Below are 13,688 nucleotides of genomic sequence, written 5' to 3'. Positions count from 1 at the left end.
AGTAGTGCAGAGCTTGTCTACACTCCGTTAGTATTCCCATTAACGAGATGTTGACTAACAATATATGGACAGAAGCATAGGCTTTTTACTAACTAGCGTTGCATCCATACAGGATGAATTCAGATGTTTAACTAAAATAAAAGATTTATTCTTAACGCCTTTGCGCCGACTCTGCGAGTTCCGCCTCAGTGGTGAACGAAATAAAATTCATTAAGGCATATTTGGTTTTTGTTGACATCTGTGAATAAAAAAGTGAAGCAGGGAACACTAAAACTAAGTATTTCATTTTCAAAAACTTTATGGCAACAAACGATTATGATGTATCAAAATCAGTACAAGAATGTCATAAACAGTTGGGGCTTGCTGTTCAATACCAAAAAATCTTGGCCAGGATTTTAGCGAAGATTCGGGCATCTATAAATTTAGAATCTCTGTGTTCAACTTCTTGTCAAGACATTTGTCGGCAGTTGCAGATTGAGCGTGTGGCAATCTATCAATTCAATGCTGACTGGAGTGGTAGTTTCATCAATTGTTTGGGCTTTGCTGAACCACCTTGGGATGCAATGACAGCCTTTGGACAGGATTTAGTATGGCAAGATTCCTATTTGCAAGAAACTCAGGGAGGGCGATATCGCAAAAATGAGCCGTTTGCTGTGGCTGACATGTACGACGCGGGTCATGCGCGTTGTCATATTGAAGTATTAGAACAGTTTCAGATTCGGGCCTATGCGATCGCACCTATTTTTATTGGTGCCAAACTGTGGGGTTTACTAGCTGCTTATCAACACTCTGCTCCACGACAATGGGATCGTAACGAAGTTGAATTTTTAGCTCAAGCTGCCAGCCATATTGGTGTGGCTATGCAGCAAGCAGAAATCATTGAACAAACCAAACAACGTACCGCAGAACTGCAAGATGCGATCGCTCGTCAACGTGCATTGACGGAAGTGGTCGGGAATATTCGCTCATCAGTAAATCCTGAAATTATTCTCAACACTGCTTGTCAAGAAGTCTGTAAGCTTTTAAAGCTAGAGAGGGCAGCAGTTTTTCGCTTTGATGAAGACTGGAGTGGAGAATTTGTTAGCCAATTCGGTATGGTCGAGGCGCAGTGGAATAGAACCAATCCCTTTGGCAAAAATTTAGTTTGGCAAGATACTCACCTGCAAGAAACCAAAGGTGGGCGCTACCGCAACAACGAAAGTTTTGCCGTCAATGACATTTATCAAGCCGGACATAGCCGATGCCACATTGACATTCTTGAGCAATTCAAGATTCGGGCTTATGCCTTAGCGCCTATCTTTACCGGGACAAAACTATGGGGACTGATTGCAGCCTATCAACACTCTGGGACGCGCCAATGGGCAAATTACGAAGTTGAATTTTTAGCACAAGTTGGAGCGCAATTGGGTGTGGCGATTCAACAAGCTGAGAACTTGACCCAATCAAAACAACAAGCCATTGCCCTACAAGATGCGATCGCTCGCCAACGCGCATTAACAGAAGTCGTCGGCAAAATTCGCTCTTCCCTAGATATTGATTTGATTTTGAAAACTACATGCCAAGAAGTATGTAAACTGCTGCGAGTAGAGCGAGTCGGAGTTTACCGTTTTCACGAAGATTGGAGTGGCGAATTCGTCAGTCATTTTGGCATGTTGGAAGCTCAATGGGACAGCATCAATCCTTTTGGCAAAAATCTCGTTTGGGAAGATACCTATCTCCAAGAAACCAAAGGTGGGCGCTATCGCAACAATGAAAATTTTGCTGTCAACGACATCTACCAAGTTGGACACTCGCGCTGTCACCTAGACATTTTAGAGCAATTCAAAATTCGCGCCTATGTATTAACCCCAATTTTTGTCGGACGGAATCTGTGGGGATTGCTGGCAGCTTATCAACATTCTGCACCACGTCACTGGGAGACTGTAGAAGTAGAATTTTTGGGACAAGTAGCTAGTCAACTTGGAGTAGCACTCCAAGGTTCTCAAATGGTCAGCCAAATTCAAACTCGCGCTGACGAAATGCACCAATCGGCAGAACAGCGGCGGATTTTATTTGATTTAGTCGTCAAAATTCGAGAATCATTAGATTTAGAGACCATCCTGAAGACTACAGTACACGAAGTGCGGCGATCGCTAACAGCAGATCGAGTCGGCATATTTCGCTTTGACCCTAATGTTGGTTTTTGCAGTGGTGAATTTATTGTTGAAGATGTGCTACCCAAATTCGATTCTACCTTGTCTATAAAGGTGCAAGATTATTGCTTCGGCGACCAGTTCGCACCGCAATATCGTCAAGGGCAATTGCAAGTCATTTCTGATGTCAACAGCATTGGTTCCAAAGTACCTCATTTGGATGTAATTGAACGCTTCCAAGTCAAAGCGCAGATTGTTGTGCCATTGATGGAAGGTGATGAATTATGGGGATTGTTGTGTATTCACCAATGCACCCATGCACGTCATTGGGAAGAAGAAGAACTAGAATTTGTCACCCAAGTAGCAGCGCAAATCAGCGTCGCTTTACATCAAGCCAACTTATTTCAACAATCTAGTTTGCTGGGTCAAACCCGTGAAGAAGCTAATCAACTCGCCCAAGCGTTGAATGAGCTACGTACTGCCCAAATGCAAATTATCCACGCAGAAAAAATGGCTAGTTTAGGGCAATTAGTCGCGGGAGTTGCCCACGAAATTAACAACCCAATTAATTTCATTTACGGTAACTTAGAACACGCTCACCAATATACCCAAGATTTACTGCACTGTGTGAAACTTTATCGGCAATATCATCCTCATCCTGCGCCTGAAATCCAAGAGTTTTTCAAGAAGACTGAAATAGACTTCTTATTTGACGATTTACCAAAAATATTTCAGTCTATGCAAGTCGGTAGTGAAAGAATTTGCGAAATTGTGACATCGTTGCGAAATTTTTCCCGTCTAGATGAAGCTGATTTTAAAGTCGCAAATATTCACGAAGGCATTGATAGTACATTAATGATTTTGCAACACCGCTTGAAGCCTTCAGGTGATGCTGCTCCTATTCATGTTATCAAAGAATATGATTCCTTACCTTTAATAGAATGCTATCCCGGTCAGTTGAATCAGGTATTTATGAATTTGTTATCCAATGCGATTGATGTGTTAGAAGAGCGAAACTTGAAATCTGCTCCCGAAGTAATAGCCGCAAAACCTAGCGAAATTCGCATTTCTACTTCCATACTCAATAAAGATTGGATTGTTATTCGGATTGCTGATAATGGACTCGGTATGCAGGAAAATATCCTGTCTCGACTATTTGATCCTTTTTTTACTACTAAAGTTGTCGGTAAAGGCACAGGACTAGGGCTTTCTATCAGCTATCAAATTGTCACAGATAAACACAACGGTAAAATATATTGCCACTCTGAAATCGGCCAAGGCTCAGAGTTTGTAGTTGAACTACCGATTCATCAGGTGACGAATAATAAATCGTTAGCTAAAGTCAATTTATCAGAGCAAAAATAATAAGTCTTGACACATAAATATCATTGTCTTGATATTTAAGAGAATTGGCTAACCTTAAATTTAAATGTTTGACCTTCTCTATTGATAAAGTATCGATTCAGTAATCAAAAAACACCAGTCTCTATCCTGATATCAGGAGAGATTATTCTATGATTACTGAATTTTTTTATATCTACTTTGGGCTTATACCATTTTGAATTTTAGATTTTGCGGAAAGTTGCGTGGGCGGGTTCCCCGACTTGAGCAAACTTTTCAAGACGATTTTGGATTGATAAAGGGTTTACTGGTAAGCTGTTCAGAAATCCATTTGTCGCAATCATTTTTCAAATTGGTATTATTTAAGCTAAACATCCTTTTTGTATTTCCAAAATTCATATTATTAAATATAGGACTTACGCAAAATTATGAAAAAACGTAGACGCGCAAGCAGCTTCCCGCAGGGTAGGACACGAAGTTATAAGAATTTGAGAGAGTTCTTGCGTAAATCTTCAAACAAATAAGTGTTTCTAAAAACAATGGGTTGAAAAAAAATTAACTTATCTATTACACTTCAGTCATAATTGGAGTATTGCTCAAAAGATAAGTTATGGCTATGCAATAAATGTTGGTATTACTTGTATATGTACAACAAGTGGGTTACTTGTCGCATACAACTATGAAAATTATGCCCACAAACAGCTAATGCGTGCTTATCGGATAATTTTGTCAAATCCCCAAGGAAATGTTATGAATAATTTTTAATCCCCTATTGTTAGAACTAATTCGATGACTATCTACTTTTATAGCACCCGTGAACAATATGGCTGCTTTTCTAACTTTTCAGACCACGGCTTTGTTTTGGATGATTTATACTGGTATACTAGTGAACATTATTTTCAAGCGCAAAAGTTTGTTGGCACATTCCATTTAGAACAAATTCGTTTGTTAAAAACTCCCAAAGAAGCAGCAAAAATGGGCAGAGAAAGAAGTCGTCCTCTGCGTCAAGATTGGGAGCAAGTTAAAGACGATATCATGAAGAAAGCCGTGTTATGTAAGTTTGAGACTCATTTAGATATTCAGGAAATATTACTAAATACAGGTAATACCGAAATTGTCGAAAATTCTCCCATTGATTATTATTGGGGTTGTGGAGCCGATGGTAGCGGTAAAAATATGTTAGGGATAATTTTAATGGAAGTGCGCGATATCCTACGCTCAAATGGTGGCACAAAACTGGGAAATGTTACGGTAAAATAAACTAATTGCTGTTAATATTAGCCCTTGCAGTTATCACAAGTTCAGCAATCGAGGGAGATATATTTACCAGTAATTATGACTAACAATATTTGTTAGATAAATTTATTAATCAATGTTTACTTAGAATTCCTAAAAGTAGATTGTTTATAAATTTAATTTAAGCCTAACAGAATTAGCCAGGAGGAAACAAAGGAGGCAAAAAGATGCTCTTATCAAAAATTAAAGTCAAGCAATATTGTAAATGGTTTTGGGAGGAAAGCTTGGGAGGTGAATATGATGTTTGGGGTACGAGTACTTATTTTATCGAAATTGGTGATAATCGATATCCCATAAGACAAATAGAAGTTTACGAAAATGGCAACGTGTTATTTTATGACAGTAGCCACTGTGCAGATAATTACGGTATGTTATGTGATAAAGCAATACAGGAAGAGGATATTCAAGAATTTGGGATTACTGAAGCCGAATTTGAAAAAGTATGGAATACAAAAATCCCCATAAATCGATAAGTTGGGGTAGTAGAGATAAAGTATTGCTGACTTGATTAAATAGACACATGACAACTTCGTTCCATAGTCCAATGGCGATCGCTTGATTGATACACTCTCACACCAACCAAACCCACGCTAGTAACCAACTGATTCACTTCATTTAGTGTGAGTGCAGCGTGGAGAGAATCACGAAACAATTTTTGCTGACGGTGATCAAATTCATTACCAATGCTGTCTACTAAAGCATTCATGGTGGTTTCATCTACTGGACGTAATAAATCACGAATGAGCAAACCGCCGTTAGGTTTGGTGACTCGTTTAATTTCTTGAAAAAATGGCACAGGATCAGGTAAATGGTGAATCAAGCTATTGGAAATCACCAAATCAAACATTCCATCTGCGTAGGGTAACTGTTTGGCATCCACTAATGCCAAACTAATTTGCTCATACAATCCAGCTTGCTGAATATGTTGCGCGGCAATTTTGAGCATATTTTGAGCTAAATCAATGGCCATCAATTGCCATTGGGGACGCATTTGACAGAGCAGAACAGGAATGCGACCAGTACCAGTCCCCGCATCCAGCACTAAACATTGTTCTGTCGGACAAAGCGCGATCGCTTCCTTGGCAAACGCTGTATTAACCTCGGTAAAATCCATTGCATCATAATCAATGGCTTCTTCCCAAGTGTCCATTACTTCTGGTTCCAACACTCTTTCCATGATCAATCCTGGCGTGAAATCAACAATACTAAAGTAATCTTTCTGAATGAAAGATAAACATTGATTTTGGGAACACTTGATTTACCAGCTTAGTTTAATGGTAATTGGTCAATGTCAGACGGTGAATGGAAAAATAACAAAAATACCTCTCCTACGTCAGTGCCTACAACCCGCCTTACGCCAATCAAGCGTAATACCATTACCCATGAATTTGATCCAAGTGCGGCTGACGCAATGTTTGCTGAAGACAGTGACACTCAGTTATGGGAAGCATCTGAACTATTGCGCCAAGGAATGCAACAACAACAAGCTGGAGAACTGATTGCGGCGTTGAAGTCTTTGCAAAAATCTCTAGAGTTGTTTGAGGTAATTGGAGATATACAACAACAAGAGCAGGCACTTTCTTTTTTAGCCGTAGTCACCTACGCTTCTGGAGATTATAAAAGTACTATTTCTTATGCCCAACAGTGTTTAACTTTGAAAAAAGAGACACCTGATCCATCTATACAGATGCAGGCGTTTTCTCATTTAGGTAATGCTTACAGACACTTAAATGACCATAACAAAGCGATTAAATATTTAGAAGAGTGTTTAAAAATTACCCGCAACTTGCAAGACAAACGTAGTCAAGTTGCAGCATTAAATAACCTAGGATTAGTTTATAAAGCAGCAGGCAACTTAAAACAAGCGATTGAGTATCAAGAGCAAAGCTTAAAACTCGTGCAAGAACTCCAAGATAACTGGGGTATAGAACAGGTACTAAAAAATCTGGGTAATGCTTGGTATGCTTTGGACAATTATCCTAAAGCGATCGCCCACTATGAACAGTGTGTCAAAGTAGCACGCATTCTCAACAACCCGCGTAGTGCCATTCAAGTACTCAAGAATTTAGGCAATGCCTGTTATGCTACCAGTGATTATGGCAAAGCCATGACTTATTATGAAGAACGTTTGCAACTAGCCAGAGAATTAAAAGACAAGCGTAGTGAAGAACAATCTCTTGGGAGTTTAGGCGTTACCTGTGAAGCTCTGGGAGATTACAGCCAAGCAATCAAATATTATGAACAACGCTTACTCTTAGCTAGAAGTATTAAAGACCGTCGCATCGAAGAACAAGCTCTAGCTAGTTTAAAAGTTGCTTGTTATGCCTTGGGTGATTACGCTAAAGCTATGCAGTATCAGGAATAGTCACACGATTTTGGATTCTAGATTTTAGATTGACCCCATGCCTAAAGTCAGGGGAACCTGTTATACAATTTTGGATTTTAGATTTATTAACCGAATAAATTCGGGGGAACCTGTCACCTTTTTAAATTTTGAATTTTGAATCTTCAATCCAAAATTTAAAATCTAAAATTCGGTCAAGGGTTATTGATTGTTTTACACCCCTTGCTCTCTTACATCCTTGCTTCTTGAAGATAAACTAGCGCTTCCTCCGTTTCCACTTGAGGAAATTCTGTATAAAAATTACTGACACTACGGAAAAACTCTGGTGTTTCTAAGAAAATCAGGCGATCGCACCACTGGTGTAACCAAGGAAGCAACTCTGGTGGTGCGACTGGCGCACATAGCCAAACTGCCGCTGGAGCCAGCTTTTTTATAGTAATTGCTGCTACCGCCATAGTCATCCCAGTAGCAATCCCATCATCAACTAAAATCAGCGTCGCCCCTGCTGGATGCACTGATGGACAAGCCGAACTCAAATATGCTTCTAACTCTTGAGCTTGATTCATCGCTAGATTGAGTGCAGTTTCTTGCCAGCGCGATGTATATTTCCAGCGACAAAGCTTGGGTTGGTTCCACAACACATCACCAGCCGCAGTTACTGCACCAATTGCCAACTCTGGGTTATCTGGATGACTAATTTTTTTAGCTACAACTATTGTCAAAGGACAATCTAAAAGTTGGGCAATTGGTGCTGCTACTGGTATACCCCCTCTTGGCAAAGCATAGACAATTGGTACAGGCTTAATACCAGAGTCAATTGTTTGTTGAGTCAGCATATTATGAATCACTCGCGCTAACTCAGCACCCGCCTGGGTACGATTCTCAAAAAGAGGGGTGTGTAACATACTTTTCTTGAGGGCATTGTTTTTATCATGACTTAAATTCGCTGCTACAATAAAACTCATACCAATTTCAGTATTGAGCAACAGATAAATCTAGCGAGATTTTACTGAAATTCAACATCAGGTGCTGATCCCAACAAGCGTAGTTTCATGAGCAGTGATATTCAACTCAGTCTCTTTGGTGAATCTAACTTCTCTCAAAAAGAACTGATTCCTACAGATGCCAAAATTCCCATTCTGACGGGAACCTACAACAATATGACCGAGTTGGCACAACACTGCAATCAGTGCCAGCGTTGCGAATTAGGACAAACTCGCACTCATGCGGTGGTAGGGCGTGGTCATCTCAAAGCCCCAATCATGATTGTGGGAGAAGCACCAGGGCAGAACGAAGATGAAACAGGCTTACCATTTGTTGGTAGATCTGGGCAGTTGCTAGAGAAAATCTTGGAATCTGTGAATTTAACTACTGAGCATGATGTATACATTGGTAACATCAATAAATGCAGACCACCCAATAATCGTGTTCCTACTCCTCAGGAAATGGCCGCTTGCATTCCATATTTGTTAGAACAAATTCGCTTAGTTGATCCAAAAATCATTTTGTTAACAGGTGCAACGGCAGTTAAAGGATTAACTGGCGAAAAACAGGGAATCACCAAAATTCGTGGTCAGTGGATAGAGTGGCAAGGCCGTTTATGTATGCCAATTTTTCATCCCTCCTACTTATTGCGTAACCCATCTAAGGAAAAAGGCAGCCCAAAATGGTTGATGTGGCAAGATATCCAAGCAGTACGCGCTAAGTATGATGAACTTAAACAAAATCTTTGAGAATGAAAGTCACAAAGTTTAAATCAATCTTAATTTTTACAATTTAGCTGAGAAATTTGGTACGAGAATACGGCTGATAATGAAAAATTTTGTATTCTGAAATTATTAGCAACAATCTAGTTGAACCTAATTTGATCACTATTCAATTAAATAATATTTGTCAAAATAGAATTCTGGATACATTCTGTATGAGTGGTGGATGAATAAATTGAGTTTAAAACCTCCACCAATCCTAAAAATTAGTGGGTGATTTAATTAGTCACTAAGGGATTGTGATTCTTGAATTATTCTTTAAGCTGGTGTTTTTTTTGTAGATGTTTGATAAATTACTAAAGAAATTCTCTAAATTTGCCCTAACTCGTAATTAGTGTAACTGTGCAAATTCATTCTCACCAAGAATTTGACCCCAGATCAAACAAACCTGTTGAACAGGGGTTGCGAAGAGTTTTAGATCGCTTGGTTAGCACAATGCAGCGTGATGCCTTGATTAGACAAACGACTAATCAATTGAGAGAATCGCTTCAGGCCGATCGCGTTGTTTTATATTACTTTTATTGGCAATGGCAGGGACAGGTTACTTTTGAATCCTTAAGTTCAGATAAATATTCAATCTTAGGTTCCACAGGGCAAGATAATTGTTTTACTGATGAATATGCAGCTTTGTATTTAGCTGGCAGAATTAGAGCGATCGCTGATATTGATCAAGAATCATTAGAAAGCTGTCACCGAGAATTTCTGCAAAGCATCCAGGTACGTGCTAACTTAGTTGTGCCTATTTTAGTCCCCAAAGGATTGTGGGGTTTACTCGTGGCGCATCAATGTCAAGCACCCCGTATTTGGTCGCAAGCAGATATCAACTTAATGCAAACAGCAGCCAAAACCCTAGCCACAGACTACAACATTTTAGGAAGTTAAATTATGCAAACGGCGAATCTGTGATCATTTCGCCGATAGGAGCATCTACAATAAAGTTAAGTGAATTAAGTTTCGAGGCAAACTCTTCAGGGCAGACACTTAACTAATTGCTGATAAAACTGTCGTTGATTCAGAGTTTAAGCTGTAATTCCACCATCAATCTTCAGACTCGCACCAGTGACAAAGGCGGCTCCGGGGCTTGCAAGATATGCAACCATATCGGCAATCTCGTCGGCTTGACCGTAACGACCGATGGCGATCGCTTTTTTTAACTGCTCGGCAAAAGCTCCATCGGCTGGGTTCATATCAGTATCAACGGGGCCAGGCTGAATATTGTTGACCGTGATACCACGTTCCCCCAGATCGCGGGCAAGTCCACGGGTAAAACTGGCGATCGCACCCTTAGTCAACGCATAGACAGAGCCACCCACAAAGGGAACAACATCGCTATTAATGCTACCAATCATGATAATTCGTCCCCCTTTGCCCATGTGACGTAATGCCTCCTGAGTCGCCACAAAGACTCCCTTAATGTTCACTGCAATCAATCTATCAAACTCATCGAGCGAGAACTGATCAATCGGGGCTAAGACAGCAACTCCAGCATTATTCACTAAGATATCGAGGCGACCAAAAGTTTTTACGGTTTGGGCGATCGCGTTTTTCACTGCTTCAACATCTGTACTATCCGCACGAATTGCCAACGCCTGACCGCCTGTCGCTTGAATGGCTTGCGCTAAATCCTCTGCTTTCTGTGACGAACTAGTGTATGTAAAAGCGACAGCAGCACCCTCCTGGGCAAGACGTTTGGCGATCGCAGTACCAATGCCACGCGAACCGCCAGTAACCAATGCAACTTTATCTATGAGTGGTTGATTCATTTTGGTAGATTTTTATACTATTAACATCTGCGAAGACTGGGTGTAGAGGATTAAGGGTATCTCACAAGTGTAGATTGACTCTAAAAATCATAATTTAATCAGAGTTCCATTACCCCTTACACCCTCACACCCTTCTCTAAAACCCTAATTTTTCGTTTTCTTGCGTAAGTCCTATGGTTGATATTAATTGGGATTTCCAGTTAGCTAAGTCTGCTAAAGAGCGATCGCGATAACGTCCATAACGCTCTTGTTTATTTTTGATTTTTGCACCTAAATCCGGCAAAATCCCGAAGTTGGGCGGCATTGGTTGAAAATGTTTGGGAGAAGCCGAACTAATAAAATCTAATAACGCCCCTAGCATTGTTGTTGGCGGTACAATCAACGGTTCTTTACCCAAAGCCAGTCGGGCTGCATTGGTTCCCGCCAGCCAACCACCAGCGGCGGCGGCGGTGTAACCTTCCGTCCCAATTAACTGTCCCGCCGCTAATAACGTAGGACGTTGTTTAAATTGTAATGTCGGTTGCATCAGTTGGGGTGCATTGATAAAAGTATTACGGTGCATAACTCCCAGCCGCACAAACTCAGCTTTTTCTAAACCAGGGATCAGTTGAAATACGCGCTTTTGTTCACCCCAACGCAGATTAGTTTGAAAGCCTACCATATTCCACAGTTGTCCGGCTTTATCTTCTTGGCGTAACTGCACCACAGCGTAGGGACGCTCCCCCGTGCGGCTATCAGATAAACCCACTGGCTTTAAGGGGCCGTAACGCATGGTATCTTCGCCCCGTTGTGCTAATTCTTCAATTGGTAAACAAGCTTCAAAAAACTTTGCCGTTTCTCTCTCAAAGTCCTTCAGTTCTGTTTGTTCGGCTTGACACAGAGCTTGCCAAAACTGCAAATACTGTTCTTTATTCATCGGACAGTTGAGATAGGCGGCTTCACCTTTGTCATAACGAGATGCCATAAAGGCAATGTCACGATTAATTGACTCACCAACAATAATCGGACTAGCCGCATCAAAAAAGCTCATGTACTCCATTCCGGTGAAGCGGTGCAAGTCTGCGGCTAAGTCAGGACTAGTTAACGGCCCGGTTGCTAACACTACAATGCCTTCGGGGATAGCATTGACTTCACCACGCCGAAATTCTACTAAAGGATGGTTTGATACAGCTGCTGTTAAATCTTGACTAAATTGGCCTCTGTCTACCGCCAGCGCCCCACCAGCCGGAACCGCGTGTTCATCAGCTTTAGATATAACAATAGAACCTAATTGTCGCAGTTCTTCGTGGAGTAATCCAGCAGCGCGATCGCTAGCCATCGCCCCAAAAGAATTACTACAAACTAACTCTGCCAAATGTTCTGTATGATGGGCAGGGCTAAAGCGTTTGGGACGCATTTCATGAAAAATTACAGGTACTCCCGCCTGGGCAATTTGCCATGCTGCTTCTGTCCCAGCTAGTCCACCTCCAATTACTTGTATCGGTTGTTGTTCCATAATCATCTGCGTTTATCTGCGGTTAATTACCACTGTAATGTATTAGTTCATCACATATAATTCAGGATGGTTAAAAGGGAACAGAGAACAGGAAACAGAGTGGTTTTGGAGGAGGATTTAGACCTCCCACAAAACGCTTGTCTTTCAAGACGGGGCTTCATACCCAAATGCTTTCGGGTGATTGGTAATTCCCCAGAAGCTGGGATAGTCATCTATGACGCAACAACCAATGCCATCCTGAACCTTTGCGAGTCAGCCAGGAATCATTAAAGTTAGTATGATGCTCGTCTAAATAAGGGTTATAGGCTGGATAAACATCAAAAATTGCATCATTTTCGACGCGAATTTTGAGATGACGACAACTGCCTGCAATTTCAATAGTAACAGTATCAGCAGTGGAATTACTCTCATAGGGCTTTAAAAGATACTCTCTGATGGCTGCTTGTTTTAGACGAGAAAGACAACGCACCCGCACTGTTGAATTTTGGTCAGGACTATCTAATAAATATGGTAGAAGTTGGGAGTTTTGCGGAGTATGTTTGGGAATTTCGGCATTTGCTAAAGCTGGCACTAACAGCGCCATAATTGCACTAGTAAACATGATTTTGTTCATAAATTTTTCCAAAAGCTAAAAATTGCCAAGGCGCTAACCTTGGCGTTTTCCCGTTAATTATTTTTGTATTTTTTGTAGGATGAACATTCTGCCCATCCTCATATTGAAAGTTGAATTATTTATCTTCAAGTAGTTGGTTAACTTGTTGTCCGCGACGACCAGTTTTAATTTCATAACGGCGAGTCAGGTTGTCTTGGTAGTTCATGTCTCTAGCCGCAGCAGCGTTAACGAAAGCATCGCAATTTCTACCTTGAACAACGGTTGAAGAACTACTGCTATTTTCTTCTGTGCGGTTATTGTTGTTATCACGAGATTCGCTATTATTTTGGCTACCTTGACTAGCACCACTACCGCTAACACCAATCCCAAAAATGCTGACACCACCTCCACCGCCATCATTGTGGCTGCGAGAAGCACTAGAACGAGTGCTGGTAGAGGTTGCTAAGGCGATTTTGCTGGAACTATTGCGAGTATTGTTACCTAAACCAACATCGCTACACAAGGCGCGGGGATCGTTGGCAAGAGTTTTGGGATCAACCCAAGATTGATGGTCGCCTAAACCTTGAATTTCACTATTACCTACTGGGTTACTGGGTGCAGAATTATTCACATTTGCATTACCGACAGCGCCAGGAATCACATTACCTGGTCTGAAGATACCCGCAGGTCTAACATCAAAGGGGCCTGCAAAAGCAGGGAATGTAGTGGTCAAAAGTGCAGTAGCAGTCAACAAAGAACTGGTGATATGGCAGAATTTCATGGTTGGTCTCCTAAAATTTAAGTGTTTTTCGCTTGGGTTTAACCCCTACACTCACTCAATAGGTTGACCTTGATTTTTTTATGCAGCCCCTTGGCAGATTTGTGAAAAAATTCTTTGATGTCGCCATGATGAGCAACTGTGATCACAGGAATGATCAGAGAAATAGGCGATCGCACTT

The 13,688-nt window shown here is 41.0% G+C and carries 12 protein-coding genes; 6 read left to right on the top strand and 6 right to left on the bottom strand.

The window, feature by feature from the left end:
- The first annotated feature begins 299 nt into the window (after positions 1 to 299).
- The 3 genes from AC504W_RS14430 to AC504W_RS14420 all read left to right on the top strand — a co-directional run bounded on the left by AC504W_RS14430 (position 300) and on the right by AC504W_RS14420 (position 5,242).
- A complete protein-coding gene (locus AC504W_RS14430; protein ID WP_494873028.1) occupies positions 300 to 3,497 on the top strand; it encodes a GAF domain-containing sensor histidine kinase in 3,198 nt (1,065 codons plus the stop codon).
- 765 nt (positions 3,498 to 4,262) lie between these two features.
- Positions 4,263 to 4,733 (top strand): riboflavin biosynthesis intermediates N-glycosidase, encoded by a 471-nt coding sequence (gene ybiA, locus AC504W_RS14425; RefSeq protein WP_494873027.1) that lies wholly within the window; start codon positions 4,263 to 4,265, stop codon positions 4,731 to 4,733.
- Between the two features lie 203 nt (positions 4,734 to 4,936).
- Positions 4,937 to 5,242 carry a DUF6881 domain-containing protein gene (locus AC504W_RS14420; protein WP_494873026.1) on the top strand — a complete coding sequence of 102 codons (306 nt, stop codon included), beginning with the start codon at positions 4,937 to 4,939 and terminating at the stop codon, positions 5,240 to 5,242.
- A 35-nt stretch (positions 5,243 to 5,277) separates the two neighbouring features.
- Here AC504W_RS14420 and AC504W_RS14415 read toward each other — a convergent pair whose 3' ends face one another.
- On the bottom strand, positions 5,278 to 5,946 hold the full coding sequence (locus AC504W_RS14415) for a class I SAM-dependent methyltransferase (protein WP_494873025.1): 669 nt from the start codon (positions 5,944 to 5,946) through the stop codon (positions 5,278 to 5,280).
- 111 nt (positions 5,947 to 6,057) lie between these two features.
- Here AC504W_RS14415 and AC504W_RS14410 point away from each other — a divergent pair, with 111 nt between their 5' ends.
- Positions 6,058 to 7,134 carry a tetratricopeptide repeat protein gene (locus tag AC504W_RS14410; RefSeq protein WP_494873024.1) on the top strand — a complete coding sequence of 359 codons (1,077 nt, stop codon included), beginning with the start codon at positions 6,058 to 6,060 and terminating at the stop codon, positions 7,132 to 7,134.
- A 209-nt stretch (positions 7,135 to 7,343) separates the two neighbouring features.
- Here AC504W_RS14410 and AC504W_RS14405 read toward each other — a convergent pair whose 3' ends face one another.
- Positions 7,344 to 8,018, bottom strand: a complete 675-nt coding sequence (locus AC504W_RS14405) for a phosphoribosyltransferase (RefSeq protein WP_494878654.1) — start codon at positions 8,016 to 8,018, stop codon at positions 7,344 to 7,346.
- Positions 8,019 to 8,165: 147 nt separating this feature from the next.
- Between AC504W_RS14405 and AC504W_RS14400 the strand changes: the two genes are divergently transcribed.
- Both AC504W_RS14400 and AC504W_RS14395 read left to right on the top strand, forming a co-directional pair.
- Positions 8,166 to 8,846: a uracil-DNA glycosylase gene (locus AC504W_RS14400; RefSeq protein ID WP_103126124.1), complete on the top strand. Its 681-nt coding sequence runs from the start codon at positions 8,166 to 8,168 to the stop codon at positions 8,844 to 8,846.
- Between the two features lie 375 nt (positions 8,847 to 9,221).
- Positions 9,222 to 9,761 (top strand): GAF domain-containing protein, encoded by a 540-nt coding sequence (locus AC504W_RS14395; protein WP_494873023.1) that lies wholly within the window; start codon positions 9,222 to 9,224, stop codon positions 9,759 to 9,761.
- A 137-nt stretch (positions 9,762 to 9,898) separates the two neighbouring features.
- Here AC504W_RS14395 and AC504W_RS14390 read toward each other — a convergent pair whose 3' ends face one another.
- The 4 genes from AC504W_RS14390 to AC504W_RS14375 all read right to left on the bottom strand — a co-directional run bounded on the left by AC504W_RS14390 (position 9,899) and on the right by AC504W_RS14375 (position 13,510).
- Positions 9,899 to 10,642, bottom strand: coding sequence for a 3-oxoacyl-ACP reductase family protein (locus AC504W_RS14390; RefSeq protein ID WP_494873022.1), 744 nt, complete (start codon positions 10,640 to 10,642; stop codon positions 9,899 to 9,901).
- Positions 10,643 to 10,778: 136 nt separating this feature from the next.
- On the bottom strand, positions 10,779 to 12,137 hold the full coding sequence (trmFO, locus tag AC504W_RS14385) for an FADH(2)-oxidizing methylenetetrahydrofolate--tRNA-(uracil(54)-C(5))-methyltransferase TrmFO (RefSeq protein WP_494873021.1): 1,359 nt from the start codon (positions 12,135 to 12,137) through the stop codon (positions 10,779 to 10,781).
- A gap of 208 nt (positions 12,138 to 12,345) precedes the next feature.
- Positions 12,346 to 12,750: a hypothetical protein gene (locus AC504W_RS14380; protein WP_494873020.1), complete on the bottom strand. Its 405-nt coding sequence runs from the start codon at positions 12,748 to 12,750 to the stop codon at positions 12,346 to 12,348.
- Between the two features lie 115 nt (positions 12,751 to 12,865).
- Positions 12,866 to 13,510 carry a hypothetical protein gene (locus tag AC504W_RS14375; protein WP_494873019.1) on the bottom strand — a complete coding sequence of 215 codons (645 nt, stop codon included), beginning with the start codon at positions 13,508 to 13,510 and terminating at the stop codon, positions 12,866 to 12,868.
- Between the last annotated feature and the right edge of the window lie 178 nt (positions 13,511 to 13,688).

It is taken from the genome of Nostoc sp. C96 (assembly GCF_059384975.1).
This window is presented reverse-complemented; position numbering and strand designations above follow the sequence as displayed.

Coding starts and splice junctions, on each gene's coding strand:
- AC504W_RS14430 (WP_494873028.1), top strand. CDS start 300: ATGGCAACAAACGATTATGATGTATCAAAATCAGTACAAGAATGTCAT.
- ybiA (WP_494873027.1), top strand. CDS start 4,263: ATGACTATCTACTTTTATAGCACCCGTGAACAATATGGCTGCTTTTCT.
- AC504W_RS14420 (WP_494873026.1), top strand. CDS start 4,937: ATGCTCTTATCAAAAATTAAAGTCAAGCAATATTGTAAATGGTTTTGG.
- AC504W_RS14415 (WP_494873025.1), bottom strand. CDS start 5,946: ATGGAAAGAGTGTTGGAACCAGAAGTAATGGACACTTGGGAAGAAGCC.
- AC504W_RS14410 (WP_494873024.1), top strand. CDS start 6,058: ATGTCAGACGGTGAATGGAAAAATAACAAAAATACCTCTCCTACGTCA.
- AC504W_RS14405 (WP_494878654.1), bottom strand. CDS start 8,018: ATGTTACACACCCCTCTTTTTGAGAATCGTACCCAGGCGGGTGCTGAG.
- AC504W_RS14400 (WP_103126124.1), top strand. CDS start 8,166: ATGAGCAGTGATATTCAACTCAGTCTCTTTGGTGAATCTAACTTCTCT.
- AC504W_RS14390 (WP_494873022.1), bottom strand. CDS start 10,642: ATGAATCAACCACTCATAGATAAAGTTGCATTGGTTACTGGCGGTTCG.
- trmFO (WP_494873021.1), bottom strand. CDS start 12,137: ATGGAACAACAACCGATACAAGTAATTGGAGGTGGACTAGCTGGGACA.
- AC504W_RS14380 (WP_494873020.1), bottom strand. CDS start 12,750: ATGAACAAAATCATGTTTACTAGTGCAATTATGGCGCTGTTAGTGCCA.
- AC504W_RS14375 (WP_494873019.1), bottom strand. CDS start 13,510: ATGAAATTCTGCCATATCACCAGTTCTTTGTTGACTGCTACTGCACTT.